General features: G+C 43.2%; 14 protein-coding genes and 2 pseudogenes. 5 read left to right on the top strand and 11 right to left on the bottom strand.

The window, feature by feature from the left end:
• A pseudogene (locus QUA20_RS09010) lies at positions 1–240 on the top strand (IS630 family transposase); the annotation flags it as partial.
• 69 nt (positions 241–309) lie between these two features.
• On the opposite strand, the gene QUA20_RS09005 reads toward QUA20_RS09010, so the two are convergent.
• The 6 genes from QUA20_RS09005 to QUA20_RS08980 all read right to left on the bottom strand — a co-directional run bounded on the left by QUA20_RS09005 (position 310) and on the right by QUA20_RS08980 (position 4,153).
• Positions 310–1,053: a hypothetical protein gene (locus QUA20_RS09005; protein WP_333187850.1), complete on the bottom strand. Its 744-nt coding sequence runs from the start codon at positions 1,051–1,053 to the stop codon at positions 310–312.
• Positions 1,054–1,065: 12 nt separating this feature from the next.
• On the bottom strand, positions 1,066–1,677 hold the full coding sequence (locus QUA20_RS09000; protein WP_333187847.1) for a hypothetical protein: 612 nt from the start codon (positions 1,675–1,677) through the stop codon (positions 1,066–1,068).
• Between the two features lie 5 nt (positions 1,678–1,682).
• Entirely contained in the window at positions 1,683–2,504 is an 822-nt protein-coding gene (locus QUA20_RS08995; RefSeq protein WP_333187844.1) for a TIGR04255 family protein, read from the bottom strand.
• Between the two features lie 83 nt (positions 2,505–2,587).
• Entirely contained in the window at positions 2,588–2,755 is a 168-nt protein-coding gene (locus tag QUA20_RS08990; protein WP_333187841.1) for a hypothetical protein, read from the bottom strand.
• Between the two features lie 230 nt (positions 2,756–2,985).
• On the bottom strand, positions 2,986–3,147 hold the full coding sequence (locus tag QUA20_RS08985) for a hypothetical protein (RefSeq protein WP_242728623.1): 162 nt from the start codon (positions 3,145–3,147) through the stop codon (positions 2,986–2,988).
• A 7-nt stretch (positions 3,148–3,154) separates the two neighbouring features.
• Complete coding sequence (locus tag QUA20_RS08980; RefSeq protein WP_333187837.1) at positions 3,155–4,153, bottom strand: hypothetical protein; 999 nt, start codon at positions 4,151–4,153, stop codon at positions 3,155–3,157.
• A 356-nt stretch (positions 4,154–4,509) separates the two neighbouring features.
• Between QUA20_RS08980 and QUA20_RS08975 the strand changes: the two genes are divergently transcribed.
• The 3 genes from QUA20_RS08975 to QUA20_RS08965 all read left to right on the top strand — a co-directional run bounded on the left by QUA20_RS08975 (position 4,510) and on the right by QUA20_RS08965 (position 5,879).
• Positions 4,510–4,782 carry a helix-turn-helix transcriptional regulator gene (locus QUA20_RS08975; protein WP_333187834.1) on the top strand — a complete coding sequence of 91 codons (273 nt, stop codon included), beginning with the start codon at positions 4,510–4,512 and terminating at the stop codon, positions 4,780–4,782.
• A 292-nt stretch (positions 4,783–5,074) separates the two neighbouring features.
• Positions 5,075–5,374, top strand: a complete 300-nt coding sequence (locus QUA20_RS08970; RefSeq protein WP_172187562.1) for a helix-turn-helix domain-containing protein — start codon at positions 5,075–5,077, stop codon at positions 5,372–5,374.
• 235 nt (positions 5,375–5,609) lie between these two features.
• On the top strand, positions 5,610–5,879 hold the full coding sequence (locus QUA20_RS08965) for a helix-turn-helix transcriptional regulator (RefSeq protein ID WP_333160550.1): 270 nt from the start codon (positions 5,610–5,612) through the stop codon (positions 5,877–5,879).
• Positions 5,880–5,918: 39 nt separating this feature from the next.
• On the opposite strand, the gene arfB is transcribed toward QUA20_RS08965, so the two are convergent.
• The 3 genes from arfB to gnd form a co-directional block, all read right to left on the bottom strand.
• On the bottom strand, positions 5,919–6,332 hold the full coding sequence (gene arfB, locus QUA20_RS08960) for an alternative ribosome rescue aminoacyl-tRNA hydrolase ArfB (protein WP_333028167.1): 414 nt from the start codon (positions 6,330–6,332) through the stop codon (positions 5,919–5,921).
• Positions 6,333–6,599: 267 nt separating this feature from the next.
• Positions 6,600–7,070, bottom strand: a complete 471-nt coding sequence (locus QUA20_RS08955) for a restriction endonuclease (RefSeq protein WP_333187831.1) — start codon at positions 7,068–7,070, stop codon at positions 6,600–6,602.
• 126 nt (positions 7,071–7,196) lie between these two features.
• Positions 7,197–8,651, bottom strand: a complete 1,455-nt coding sequence (gene gnd, locus QUA20_RS08950; RefSeq protein ID WP_333187829.1) for a decarboxylating NADP(+)-dependent phosphogluconate dehydrogenase — start codon at positions 8,649–8,651, stop codon at positions 7,197–7,199.
• Between the two features lie 290 nt (positions 8,652–8,941).
• Between gnd and QUA20_RS08945 the strand changes: the two genes are divergently transcribed.
• Positions 8,942–9,361, top strand: a complete 420-nt coding sequence (locus QUA20_RS08945) for a hypothetical protein (RefSeq protein WP_172187549.1) — start codon at positions 8,942–8,944, stop codon at positions 9,359–9,361.
• A 46-nt stretch (positions 9,362–9,407) separates the two neighbouring features.
• Here QUA20_RS08945 and QUA20_RS08940 read toward each other — a convergent pair whose 3' ends face one another.
• Both QUA20_RS08940 and QUA20_RS08935 read right to left on the bottom strand, forming a co-directional pair.
• Positions 9,408–11,273, bottom strand: coding sequence for an ABC transporter ATP-binding protein (locus tag QUA20_RS08940; protein ID WP_333160129.1), 1,866 nt, complete (start codon positions 11,271–11,273; stop codon positions 9,408–9,410).
• 75 nt (positions 11,274–11,348) lie between these two features.
• Positions 11,349–13,712, bottom strand: a pseudogene (locus QUA20_RS08935) (WD40 repeat domain-containing protein); the annotation flags it as partial.

The following is a 13,712-nucleotide window of genomic DNA, read 5'->3' as shown; positions in this document are numbered from 1 at the left end:
CTAAATGGTGACAAAGAACCTGAGAATTGGTCAATTACTTGTATTTTATTTGCTCCCAATGCTCCCCAACAGAATCCCGTTGAAGATATTTGGCTACAAGCTAAAAACTTTTTAAGAAAGTATTGGTATTTATGTAGATCTTTTAAGATTGTCAAGTTTTTGTTTGAGTTTTTTACTAACGAACATAAATTTGATTTCCCCAAAATACGTCAATATACTTACACAGAAAAAATCATTTAGGATTGAGCTAGATAGAGAAAATCATTTAGGATTGCTATAGTGGATTTTTTTCTAACCATTTCCTGTTAGTTATGTTGACAACCCAAGCTCAGTTACTAGGTGCGATAATATACGTTTTTGGGATTCTTTATCCATCGCTTGTACCTTTTTTATTACTTCGGCTTCAGTTTTATCAGGCTTAGAACTTGCGAATGGTGGTATATCTGTAGGTAGTCCAACACGCATAAAGTATCTGGCAAATGCTTGGGCAAGCTGCTCCCTGTATGGTGGAAGTAGCCGGATACGCTTTTCTGCTTCTGTTGCCAATCTCCGAACAAAAGGCAGTGGAAGCGAGTATACGCGGCGAAAATCCACAACTCTAATGTCACGATGGAACTCAGGCAAAGAACATTCACCAAGAACGTGATACCCAGGAAGATTCCCACGTCGTGCCTCTTCCATTCCCACGTTTGAAGCCAAATAGCCTTCCTTAAGTTCCGAACGTTTCCATACGGCACAAAGTAGTGTTTCTGTTAACTTTTCTCGACCTTTTACCATGTCGCATGACTGTGACATGATAATAACGTCTTGCTCCCTCCACTCCACTTTTGTAGTTATCTCAAGTTTGTCTTTTTTTATCTCAGCTAGGTTTTCTGGCAACTGAAAGACTGGACAATCTTCAAGGATATCGCCCTGTTTTATATCTTCTTCTTCCCCACTCACAAGCTGATACCAGGGATACTGATTTGTTATTTCTAAAATTAGCTCCCATTTTTCAGAGTCACTGAGTTTTGATAGAAATTCTTTCGCTAGATTGCGGCTATCAGAATCCATGCTAATTTTTCCTCATTCATCCCAAGGATCGGTAACAGGAATAGGTTGACTACGACCCCTATATTCAAATTCAAATTCTATGGTGGCCGCTGGTTTAAGTGGAGGATTTTCTAAGTAGAAATCCCAGTCAAGAACATCTTCTTCACGATCGGCAGGTGAAACTAAGAATTTATTTACATTTTGTTGCTGAGGATGGATAGCCTCAACTTTTTTAGGTGTACGGGGTAAATTTTTTGACAAATCACTGCTTGGAGATGACAGAAATTTACCACGCCGTTCTTTTGGATCACTTTTAATAAAATTAGCTTGATGGCCAATAGGTTTAGCCCATTCGTAAACAGCTCTTTCACGGCTGAAGTCTCTGACCTTATCCTCATCAATGTTCTTAAGCTGCTCAGCATAAATTATCGAACCCATATCTATCGGCGTTCGGGGGGAAAGCGGATAATATTTTCTAACTTCAGCATTCCCAGACTCAGCGGAGTTCTGTGCTAATGAACGAACGTATTGAATCATTCGGACAGGAGTGGAAGCATAGTTTTTCGTAGATGTTTGGAGCGTTGTTAAAGAAATTGGTTTTTCTTCTTGTTCGGCTTCCTTCAATGAAGATGTACTCATAGTCATAAGCTTTACCCTCTCCGCTTCCAAATATTTGTCTGGATTTTTTTATCAGTTAAATCAGCAAATGCCTGTACAGTCCATTCATGTGCCACATCAAACCAATTTTGCATTAAATCCAAAGAGCTATATTTGCCAATTCCCCGAACACTTAATTGAAAAAGAAGAGTGGGATGGTTGTCAGCAAGTCCATTCATGATCGATATATGTAATCGGCCAAATTCTTCTGGCAAATCAAATGTCGTATGCCAATGAATATATTGAGGTTTTGGAAGAAATCTCTCTAGACTGTTCTGCCATTTTAAGTCAGGAAAAATTTTGCCGATGTCCTCAAGAGTTTCCCATGCTTCTCCTTGTGAAATTTGATTGACATAAGTTAGTTCATATTGACGTATCTGAATTGTACCTAGCTCCGCCTCTTGTAGGAAACCATTAAAGCTTGTCAAATGACCTTGAAATGCTTTAATAAGGCTGTCATATCTAGGATACTCACTATTTGGACTAATTTTTCTCCAGTTATGAATCAGCCGATCTCGCTGGATTTGGACAATTTTTGTTTCATCAGAGCTAATGAACCATACTCTGGGCAAAGGAGGAATATCACTTACTTCCAGCATAGTTTCAATAACCTGATTATTGAAAACTTCTACCTTTGGTTCTACGGGAGCAACGTCGTTGCAAAACGGGTAGTCCGGTTGGAACCTCTGCCATAACAAGCCGATATGGGGAGTCAGTAAGGCTTCGATAGGGTCGAACAAAACACTGCAAATCACCTCATTAACAGGTGGTTTCTCATAAGATAGTAATTGCCTGCTGTCTACGCCTAATGTCACGCTGCCTCCTGTGGTTTCCTGAAAAAATTACTCCTTAGATTTATACTCTAATATTCAGTCTAACTCAGTATGAACCACGTTGCTCAATCGTTAAGAGAACGTTGGCTCTGATCGGCGTATCCTCGCCGACCATGCTTTTTGTCCCGGGCGAACAGGGCAATCAGCTTTTCCGGTTGAGACTGTTGATGCCAAACCATCCAAGTTTTAAGAGCTGAGGGTTTTTGGTGTTCCATCGTCTCTACAAAAGTCATAAAACACCGCAGACATCACCCGTCTACCCACAACGCTGGCACCTTAAACCCCGGCCCACACTTGGGACACTCCGATCGCAATCGCAACTAATATCGATCGCCCCCCTGCATCCCCAAATCATCTCAAATCCGGTCGATTGCCCACCAGTCCCTTCCGGGACACGGCCTCACAGCCGTGTCCTCACCCGCAGCACTACTTGAGACGCCAAAGGGAAAAACCCCTTGATAACTTACCTGCGACAGCCTTGGGCGATCGCCCTTAACACTGCTAGCCGCACTTCTGGATGAGATTTCTCAAGCCCGTTAGCCCGAAAAATCCAGTGTCCGCCGCCCGCGTGCTCGATCGCAATCTTCTGACCGTCAGGCAAAACTATTTGCCACCAATTCAACACAGTGGCTTTAATAAGGTGGCACTGAATTTCGTTCAGTTGAACCTCCATTAATTTCAGTTGACGCATGATTGGATTTTGGGCAGATGACTTCATGATTTTTCTCTTTAAATGAATTCGACTGTTTCTCGGCTTTGATTTCAGTTTGCCGATTTTTCAACTTAACTTCACCTTCCGAACTTTTCGCCTTTACTTCCCCTTCCGAACTTTTCGCCTTTACTTCCCTTTTACCACCTTTAGGCTCAATTTTGACTCCAAAACCTTTAGACTTAACTTTTCCTTGGGCAGAAGTTGAAGTCTGTTCCGTTGCCGGCTTCTTAAACTCCGCGTCTAATTGGTCTAAAATCTCCTCTTGTTCGGGAGTATGTTCCGCTGGCTGCTCTAAATTTCTGGGATTGTATTCGTCAACCAACCTTGCCAAAAATTCCGAAATTGACAGTCCGGCTGCGGCTGCTTTTTTGGTTAAAAGGGCGTAAGTGTCAGTTTTAATCCGAATTTGTTTGAGCCGGAGGTTGGGATTGTTGTCAACTGTTTCGGCAATAGTTACTGCCGTAATCCTTTCTTTTGGTATGACATCAACAACTTCTTGCCACTTTTCCTGTAAAGGACTGTCGCCGTATTGGTCGGTGATTGCGTGTTTGAACAAAGGGACAACTTGAGCAACGCAGCTCGGCAAAATCTCAAATCCGGCTTTAATTAAGCGCAGGCAAATGCCAGCAGATTTGATAATTTGCGTGCAGTAAAAATACTGTCGGCCTAATGCTTGTTCGCAGTAACTTTTAAAAGTTTTGAACTTGTGTTTGTACAATCGCAGTTTTCGGATCGCGTCCAGCATAATTCCTTGACGCACGTAGTCTAGGAATCCCCTTTTAATTTCGCCTGTCAAGTAGTCTAAATCGTGAAAGGGAGATTGATTCTGGATTTCTTCTTCAAAGTCTAGCAGCGGGCCTGCAAAGTGAAAGTTGGAGGCGACATCGCCTAGGTAGAAGTTGTCAATTGATGTGGACATGATCTGGAATGGTTCGAGAAAGGGCACGATAGCACGGAAGTTGTGCGATCGCAAAGTAGAAGTTTTGGTCTGGATCTTTGATACAATTTTGAGCTGGGCACTCCTGTGAGGTCGATCGACCTTTTAAATGGCATCACCTCCTCGGCGTTGAGAAACAGAGGCTTGAGGTATGCGCGCAACCCCCGAAAATACGCTTGGGTATGCAAGCACAATTGATTGACACTACAACTAAGGCGGTTCTTCAAACCTGCATTTTGACGAAAGGAGGCTCGCCCAACCGCTTTGCTATGTCCTTATTCGTAGTTTAGTCAGACTTACTGCTTTTGTTAAGGGTAAACTACGAAATATTCTGCACCATGAATCAAGAAGTACGGGATTTATACGAAATGAGCCTTGCAGAAATTAGAGAATGCAGGGGCTTTAGTCGCCGAGAGCTTAGCCAGCAACTGACGGGGAAAGTCTCTGAAGATACTTTGTACTCAATAGAAAAAAGAAAACAAAAACCCAGAGTTGATACTGCAATAGCCATCTGTACAGCCCTAAATATTAGCTTGAAACAGTTCTGTCACTCGATCGGGCTAGATGTTTCAGGGCTTGTTGATGATTGCGTACCCCCGAGGGGCAGCTAACAAACAGAGCTAAATCATGGTCTTGATATTTGATACAATTTTAAACTGTCCTGTGAGGTCGATCGACCTTTTACATGGCATCACCTCCTCGGGCTTGAGGAAAATAGGCTTGAGGTATGCGCCCAACCCCCGAAAATACGCTTGGGTATGCAAGCACAATTGATAGAGACTACAAGTAAGGCGGTTCTTCAAACCTGCATTTTGAGGAAAATAGGCTCGCTCGGCCGCCTTTTTTGGGTGGCTCTACATGAAGTGTACTTCATCAAAACAACCAAGTCAAGAGGTTAGCTTCATGAAACAAACTTCATGCACTGTGGAAGAAAATTTGCAAGAAAAGGAGAAGTCTCCATTAAGGCTTCTGAGAGAACAAGCTGGGCTAACCCGCCCTCAAGTCAAACAACATATCGGCGTTTCTGAGCGGATGCAAGCTGACTGGGAATCAGGAAAGTCCATGCCAACTGTTGAAAACGTAGCTGCACTGGCTAACCTGTACCAGGTTTCTCTAAAAACTATGTTTGAGCTTTTAGGATTAGATGTAACTAAAATTCCCGATGACTTACCAAGTCGATCGCCCTCGCCGAACGACAACTAACCCGCAGGGGTTCGGAAATGTCTAGGGAAACGGGTTTGAGTCATGCACCCAAGCCCGGAAAATAGGCTTGGCTATGCAGGCATAATGGGTAGAAACTACAAATAAGGCAGCTCGCTAAACCAAAGCGTTTCCACCGTCCGGCTAAAGCAGCGGCCTTTCTGTTGTCTCTATCTTTAACAAGGATACTTGTAAACCTCAAGGTTGTCAACAAGTTTGCTTGTAAATTTCCCATGATATGCCCCGAAAGAAACAAACTCAAGAGTCCAAAGATATACCAGCACTGCAAATCTTGCGAGAGGCTGTTGGTTTATCGCAAGCAGCTTTAGCAAAACAAATTCCCGACAAAACGGGCGCAAAAACCCTAAGTCAACAAGCAATTAGTAACTGGGAACGAGGACTAGACGAACCAGAACTGACCATTGCTCAAATGAAAGCCCTTTGCAAAGCTTTGGGAAAAACGCTTAACGATTTACCTGACGACTTAGGCCCACCAAATCCCGACTGACAACTAAAAACTCAAAAAGCCCGATCGACCTTTCATCGATCAATCCGTAATTTTCGCTCTCAGAGCTTTAATCTGCCCTCGCTTGGTTTTGCTGTCGAGACGCTTGCGCTGGGAACTACGAGTTGCTTTGCTGGGTTTGCGCCTTTTCGGTATGACGATCGCACTTTTAATCAGTTCTTGCAGCCGTCTCAAAGCCTCCTCTCGGTTTTGTTCCTGGCTGCGGTGTTCCTGGGCCTTGATGACTATCACACCTTCGGAGGTGATGCGCTGGTCGTTGATTTGCAACAAACGCTGCTTGTAGCGATCGGGCAATGAGGAAGCTGGGATATCAAAGCGCAAGTGAATCGCACTCGCTACCTTATTTACATTTTGTCCCCCCGCGCCTTGAGAGCGAATCGCACTAATCTCGATTTCGCCATCTGGAATGAACACAGTATTAGAAATTTGTAACATGATGAATAAGTGAAATTAAAGATACTGAGAAAGCAGTGCATCTTTTATATATAACTTACTGTAGTTAGGGAACAGGATATTACCCACAATCTGGACACGGCAGTGCCGTGTCCCTACAATTAATCGGGGGATGGTTGCATCTGGTGCGAGCGCAAGCGATTATTTTGGGGTAGGGAAACGGCACTGCCGTGTCCTCTCCGTTGCTATTTTTTGACTACTAACAGTAAACAGTCAACAATTCCGGGATGAGTGCCACCGGAATCGATCTTATTTACACTTCTTAGCTGTCAGGATGAATTCGATGAGTTGTTTTCGATCCCATAACTCTACGCCGTTAGATTCAGCAAGGTTGTAAGCATTTTCGGTAAATCTGTTGTTGGTGATGACTCTTCCTTTATTTCCTTTGTAATGTCTGACGGCTCCTGCTACTTCTTGAACTGCTTTAATACCAACTGGATTTTTGCTTCTTTTCGCTTGAACTACAGTTTTCGATCCATCTTTGTATAAAATTAAATCCGCCCCATAATCTTGAGTATCTTGAGTTAAAGTAACACCATAACCAAAGTTTCTAAAATGGACATAGAGAAAATTTTCAAACTCTTTTCCCGTCATTGAATCCACTTCCAGAATACCACTGTCTAATAAACGTTTGCTTGACTCTTCTTCTTTCAATGTATCCAATACCGATGCCGCAATATCACCTATAAAGGCAGCGGATCTTAGTATAAATTTTTTCATAAAATTACATTTGTTTTAAACGAGTAGTTAGGATTGTACCCGATTTACTCATTAACAAACGTCAAAACAATTTGCAACTGCCAATAAATTCGTAAGGTGCGCCGAAACGCACCCTACAAAAATTAATTAGTCCGTAGTACCTGTTTGCAGCGATTCTTTAGCAGTCTGCGTCCACTCAGAGTGGAAGAATTCGCCGCGCGGTTTGTCGGTGCGTTCGTAGGTGTGAGCCCCGAAATAATCACGCTGAGCTTGCGTGAGGTTTTGCGGCAATCTTTCGCGCCGGTAGCTGTCGAAATAGTCCAGCGACGCGCTAAAGGCTGGCACTGCAATCCCTAGTGTGCTAGCAGTAGCCAACACCTCCCGCCAAGCTGATTGGCGATCGAGAATGCTCTGTTTGAACTCCGGCGCTAACAGCAAATTCGGCAGCGCGGGATCGTCCTTGAAAGCTTTTTTAATCTTGTCCAAAAACCCAGCCCGAATGATACAGCCACCTTTCCAAATTCTGGAAATTTCGCTCAAACTCAAGTCATAGTTGTACGACTTCGAGGCCGCACTCAACAGCGCCATGCCTTGCGCGTAGGAGCAAATCTTCGAGCAGTAAAGCGCATCCCGAACTTTGTTGACAAACTCTTTAGTATCGCCTTCATACTTAGCGCTAGGCCCAGTTAGTTCTTGAGAAGCTTTGACGCGCTCTGCTTTATAAGAAGACATGATTCTGGCATTCACAGCAGCAATAATTGTCGGAATGCTCACGCCCAATTCCAAAGCACTCATTACAGTCCAGCGGCCGGTGCCTTTCTGACCCGCTGCGTCCATAATTACCTCAACTAAGGGATGCTTAGTTTCCGGGTCAATGTACTTGAAAATATTAGCCGTAATTTCAATCAAAAACGAGTTGAGTTCGTCTGTGGTATTCCATTCGGCAAAAACTTCCTGCAACTGCTTGCCGTCCAATCCACCAACGTTTTTGAGCAAATCGTAGGCTTCAGCAATGAGCTGCATATCCCCGTACTCAATGCCGTTGTGAACCATCTTCACGTAGTGACCGGCGCCGCCGGGGCCGATGAATGTGACGCAGGGGCCGTCATCTACTTGAGCCGCAATTTTGGTGAGAATTGGCTCTAGTAGACCGTAAGCAGTGCGGGTGCCACCGGGCATCAAACTAGCACCGTTGAGCGCGCCTTCTTCGCCGCCGCTGATGCCCATGCCGACAAATCCCAGTCCGATCGATTCTAAATCTTTGGTGCGGCGTTCGGTGTCGTCGTATAGCGAGTTGCCGCCGTCAATAATCATGTCGCCCGGTGACAGCATGGGTTTGAGCTGGTCGATGACCGCATCTACGGGTTTCCCAGCTTGCACCATAACTAAAATTCGGCGCGGGGTTTCTAGGGCATCGACGAATTCTGTCAGAGTCTTGGTGCCTACAATGTTCTTGCCGGGGGCGCGCAGGGCCATGAAGTCGTCGGTTTTGGCTGCTGTGCGGTTGTACACAGCCACGGAGAAACCTCTGCTTTCGACGTTGAGCGCTAGGTTCTCGCCCATCACTGCTAGACCGATTAAACCAAAATTTTGCTTTGTCATGCTAATAACCCGCTGGTTGTTCCCGCTTGAGGATAGGTTTGCGAGAGAGGAAAGCGAGGCGGGGTGTACCGCTTTCCGGTGGACTAAAAGTATTGGACAATAGACCGAGGAGGTTTAGGTTTATTTTTATATTCTAAGAATTGCTGTTTGGTAAATCAGTAGGGTTTTTTTAAGATTTAAGGGATATTAAAGAGCTCGGCGGGTGATAATAAAGCAGATATTCAGTCGATCGCAGTAACGGTAGATACAAACAAGCGGACATTTTGAGCAAGATTTAGGAGACTGTAACTATGGAAGATTTGCAGTATCTCGCGGCCTGGGTGAAGGAGCAACACGCTCGCGAGTATATTTTGACTTGGCTGCTGAGTCAACAGGGGCTGTGGTGGTCTGATGGGGAGATTTATCAGGCAGTTTTGCAAAAGTCGGGAAAGCTGTTGAAAGCTTATGTTCAAAAAAGGCAAGCGGGAGAGTTATTTGAAGGAATTTCTGAGAAGTTGGTAGGAGATGATAATTGGGATGATCTGGTGGTGAGTTTAGGGCGAATTGTTGCTCTTTATCAAGAGGAATTGCTGAAGTTGCAAGAGCGCGATCGCCGGGGTGATGGGGTAAAAAAAAATTTGATTAGCCAACCGTTGACTGGAGATTCTTTGTCGCTTGAAGTGCAGCAAGCTTTGCCCGATCCTTATGCGGATACGCTGACGGGGAGATAGTCAACTGTTGACTGTTGACTGTTGACTGTTGACTGTTGACTGTTGACTAAAGATAGCTGCTAGCTTGACGGGTAAACATTGAATAGTAAATTTCGCCTAATTCTATCAATTCGTCGTGAGTTCCTATTTCTGCTATTTTACCGTTTTCCATGACGGCGATACGATCGGCTATTTTTGCTAATCCCAATCTGTGACTGATGACTATGGTTGTTTTCCCGGCGGCTATTTGGCGGAAGATGCTGTAAATTTCGTGTTCTGTCTTGGGGTCGAGGGCGGCGGTTGGTTCGTCAAAAATTAGCACTTCGGCTGTGTCAAGCCGCATTAAGGCGCGGGCGATCGCAATTCTTTGCCACTGTCCCCCCGATAAGTCTATGCCGTCTTCTAATTGTTTCCCCAACGGTGTTTCTAAACCTTGCTCTAAACTATTGACTTTTGCGCTAATGCCTGCTTCGGAAATAGCTTCGTTAATTGCGCTGTCATCCGACAGTGAAAGCAAGTCGCCGAAACCGACGTTTTCGCGAACTGTGGAGGGGAAACGGGCGTAATCTTGCATGACGACGGCGATGCGCGATCGCACGTATGCTAGAGAGTACGATCGCAAATCTTTGCCGTTCCAGGCGATCGTACCACTTGTCGGATCGTACAGGCGACCGAGGAGTTTGCCAAGAGTTGTTTTACCCGCGCCATTTTCACCAACAAGCACTAGCATTTCACCCGGATTAATCGTTAAGTTGATATCTTCAACCGTGCTTTTAGTGCTACCGGGATAGCAGAAAGATAGATGCTTAATCTCGATGCCAATTTTATCTTTTGTGGGGCGGGAATCTAGCCCGTCTTCTGGTAAACTAGGCAGGCGAGATGCTACATCCCCAAGCGGAGACTGCAATTCTGGTTTGAGTTCCAAAAGTTGAAAAATCGGACTAACGCCGAGGGAAATATCGTACAAATTAGCATAATTGCCTATAAGTAATTGCAAACTTTGCTCCACCTGAACAATCAAACCAGAATACAGCGCCAAATCTCCCAAAGTATAGCGACCACCCAAAGCTCCCATTACCACATAAACAAAGGGCAAAGCTACTCCGATTCTACTAAACACTGACCACAAAAGTAAAACAATTGCTCCTTTTTTTCGGATTTGCTGCATCTCGCTAAAAAATTGCAAAAACTGATCCTGCCAGCGTTTGAGCCAAAGTTCTTGCAACCCAAACAAACGCAATTCTTTAGCATATTCTTCGCCCGTCAAGACTCTAGCGGATAAGTTCATCTCGCGGCTGATTTTAGCTTGCTTTCTTTGAACTCTCCAGATGATTTTGCTATATTTTCTTTGGATGTAAATTGAGGGACAGGATGAAATCAACATCACCACTGGCACCCACCAAGCTATCGCTGCAGCAAGGCCTATCGATGGAATAAATATAAAAATTCCCGTGATGGTCATGCTGATGGTAAATGCTAGTTGCTGTATTTTGAATACTCCGGTTTTTGCTAGTTCTACTATATTTAATAGTTCCGGGTTTTCAAACAGGGCAATATCGTCGAAATTAGCGACTTTTTCCAGGACTTTTCCTTCGACAAAGCCTTGAACGCGATCGCGCAAAGATGTCGCTGCAAAAGAGCTCATTGTGTCTAGGGCATCGCCGACTAACCTAAGACTTAAGACTCCGGCAATACTCCACAGCAATATTGGTCGGGAAAGCATCAAAGCAAGGGGCTGTGCTGTTTGGGTTTGCGACAGCAACCGAGATACTTCATCAATGATTAATTTATCTAAAAATAGCACGGCAGATGGGGCAGCACCGGCGATGATGTTGAGTATGATTAAATGGCGGAGTTCTATTGGTGCGGCTTTGATTATCAGGCCAAAGCTGCGCCACAAAGCTTGGAAGGTGGTAATTTGGATGGGTTGCATAGTTTGTGGGTAGGTGTCGGGTCTAGTCATCCCCGGACGGTATATTATAACAAAGGTGCTTTTCAGGATCTATTTTTACAGACTCAACTCTGGTATTCCCCATATACGAATAGTTCCATCACGATGACCACTGATAATTTGTTTTCCATCTGGCGTAATTGCAAGGCAACAAACGTAACTCTCGGTTGTAGAATACTCTTTTATAGAGTGAAGTTTTTCTCCAGTATTTAAGTCCCATATCTCAATAAACGACTCATAATCGTCATTTATTTTTCTACGACCCGCCGATACAATTCTTTGAGCATCTGGTGTAAGTGTAAGAGCATAGACTCCTTCAGCAGAACTCTTTAAAGTCAGCCGAACATCTGGATATTTCTTCGCCGTTAAATCCCAAATTTTTATTTTTTTGTCATGGCTGCTAATGAGTGTTTTACCATCTGGTGTAATAGCCAAAGCATAAATATATCCTAACTTCCTTCCTATGATAGTTACCAATTTTCCGGTTATTAAATCATAGGATTTGATAATTTCCCTTCCCACAATTATTCTTTGTTGGTCGGGAGAAATAACAATAGAGTTACGATTCCACCCATAAAGGTGCCGAGAGTGTAATGAATTAGTTCCCAGATTTTTTAAAAAATCTTGGTTGTTTAAATCCCATATTTGAATAATGTTGGATTCTTCTACACTAATTAACTTTCGCCCATCGGGTGTAATTGCCACGAAATAAACTTGATTTGAACAAGGTAGAGAGTGTCGTAACTCGTTGGTCTTTAAATCCAAAATTTTAATGGTGTTATCCCAATCTGCACTAACAAGCGTTTGCCCGTTTGGAGTAATAGCAAAACATTCAACATCGCTTGTATGGGGTTCTAGCGTATTAAGTAGGTATCCTGTCTGTAAATCCCAGATTTTTATAGGATGGTACCAACTACCACTAATGAGTTTTTGTCCATCTGGTGTAATGGCCAAAGAACGAACAAATCCCGAATGACCATTGAGGATATTAAGACATTTAAAATATTGATAGGGATTATATTCAACAGCCAAAACAAAGACATCAGCAGAAGCACGTAAGTTTGCACTCGCTTCACTTAAACAGAAACGACTGATAGAGAAGAATATCCTAGCTACTAGCTTTCGCAGCTTTTTCAAAAACCACCCTTTTAAAGCGGTATCAAAATCTAATACATTTGTATCTACAATTGTATCAATATCTGTTGGTATAGCAACCTCTATATCTAGTTGTTCGTCAGCTTCTAGTATAGTATCCGTCTCTTGGGTTGCCTGTGTACTTATCTCTAATTGTGTCTCATCCACTATTGAATCATCCAAGTGTTCATCGGTATCTGTTGAAACTGAATCTAATCTTGAATCATCTAAATGTTCTTCGGGCTCGGTTGAACCTGAATCTAAAGCAAACATCTCTTGGAGCAGCGGTTGATAAGAAATCAAGTAAGATATTATTCTGCTAGAAATTCCAGTATATAAAAAGAGTTTTCTTATCTCTTGTGTATACTTGGGAGCTAATTGAGAGGTTGCAGTTACTTGAAAATAACCCTGCTCATTCTGAGTAAAAGTTAATGTACCATCTTGAGCAATTTTACCTCCTGTTGTTTCCCAATACACCTCACCTGGTGCGATAGGAGAGCCGAATTGATCGAATCCTTTAACAACAAATGTTTGATGTTCGCTTGATTTAAGATAAACAAAACCAGGTTGAACTTCTAAACCTCTTAAAACAGGCAGGAGGATAACTTTAGCTGTATCGCTAAGTTTTCCTAATTTTGCGGTAACAGTAACTTCGCGTTTTTTATAATCACCTTTAAAAGCTCCTTTATCGGTAATTGATCCACCCGCCGTAGTTGTCCATCTAACATTCGTTATTTCTAAAGAATCGCCTACCTGATCTAATCCAGTTACAGTAAAAGTAAATTTTTCTTCGGGTTTAATTTCTACCTGTTCAGGAGATATTTTTAGCCCTCTCAGAACAGGAATAACAGTAACTTCTGCGTTAGCGCTTAAATGTCCTACTTTGACGGTTACTTGACAATTACCTTTTTGCTGTTCTCCACTACAAAAATTTCCAGTGTGATCAATTAAGCCACCTGTTGCATTCCATTCTATATCGCTGACAGATATGTCTTCTCGTCGTTGATTTAAAGCAACCACATTAAATTTTTGGCTTTCTCCTGGCTCTAAAATAGCAGATGAAGGGAAAATCTCTAGGAATGTTAACCGAGAAGGTTCGTAAACTTTAATTTCGGTGCAAGTGTTAATTGTCCCTACACGTGCTTCAATCATAACAGTGTCTTCTCGTTCTCCAGCATAAAATTTGCCCCGATTGTCAATGTTTCCACGAATTGCTGACCAAGTAACTTTTCCAGTTTGTATGTTGTTACCATACTGATCTAAGCCTTTCACTTCAAACTGAAAATT

The organism is Microcoleus sp. Pol7_A1 (assembly GCF_036701085.1).
In the GTDB taxonomy this organism is placed as follows: domain Bacteria; phylum Cyanobacteriota; class Cyanobacteriia; order Cyanobacteriales; family Microcoleaceae; genus Microcoleus; species Microcoleus asticus.
This window is presented reverse-complemented; position numbering and strand designations above follow the sequence as displayed.

Bases quoted from the DNA above. Each gene is read 5' to 3' on its own strand.
- QUA20_RS09000 (WP_333187847.1), bottom strand. From the start codon at position 1,677: ATGACTATGAGTACATCTTCATTGAAGGAAGCCGAACAAGAAGAAAAA.
- QUA20_RS08975 (WP_333187834.1), top strand. From the start codon at position 4,510: ATGAATCAAGAAGTACGGGATTTATACGAAATGAGCCTTGCAGAAATT.
- QUA20_RS09005 (WP_333187850.1), bottom strand. From the start codon at position 1,053: ATGGATTCTGATAGCCGCAATCTAGCGAAAGAATTTCTATCAAAACTC.
- QUA20_RS08965 (WP_333160550.1), top strand. From the start codon at position 5,610: ATGCCCCGAAAGAAACAAACTCAAGAGTCCAAAGATATACCAGCACTG.
- QUA20_RS08990 (WP_333187841.1), bottom strand. From the start codon at position 2,755: ATGACTTTTGTAGAGACGATGGAACACCAAAAACCCTCAGCTCTTAAA.
- arfB (WP_333028167.1), bottom strand. From the start codon at position 6,332: ATGTTACAAATTTCTAATACTGTGTTCATTCCAGATGGCGAAATCGAG.
- QUA20_RS08945 (WP_172187549.1), top strand. From the start codon at position 8,942: ATGGAAGATTTGCAGTATCTCGCGGCCTGGGTGAAGGAGCAACACGCT.
- QUA20_RS08980 (WP_333187837.1), bottom strand. From the start codon at position 4,153: ATGTCCACATCAATTGACAACTTCTACCTAGGCGATGTCGCCTCCAAC.
- QUA20_RS08955 (WP_333187831.1), bottom strand. From the start codon at position 7,070: ATGAAAAAATTTATACTAAGATCCGCTGCCTTTATAGGTGATATTGCG.
- QUA20_RS08970 (WP_172187562.1), top strand. From the start codon at position 5,075: ATGAAACAAACTTCATGCACTGTGGAAGAAAATTTGCAAGAAAAGGAG.
- gnd (WP_333187829.1), bottom strand. From the start codon at position 8,651: ATGACAAAGCAAAATTTTGGTTTAATCGGTCTAGCAGTGATGGGCGAG.
- QUA20_RS08940 (WP_333160129.1), bottom strand. From the start codon at position 11,273: ATGCAACCCATCCAAATTACCACCTTCCAAGCTTTGTGGCGCAGCTTT.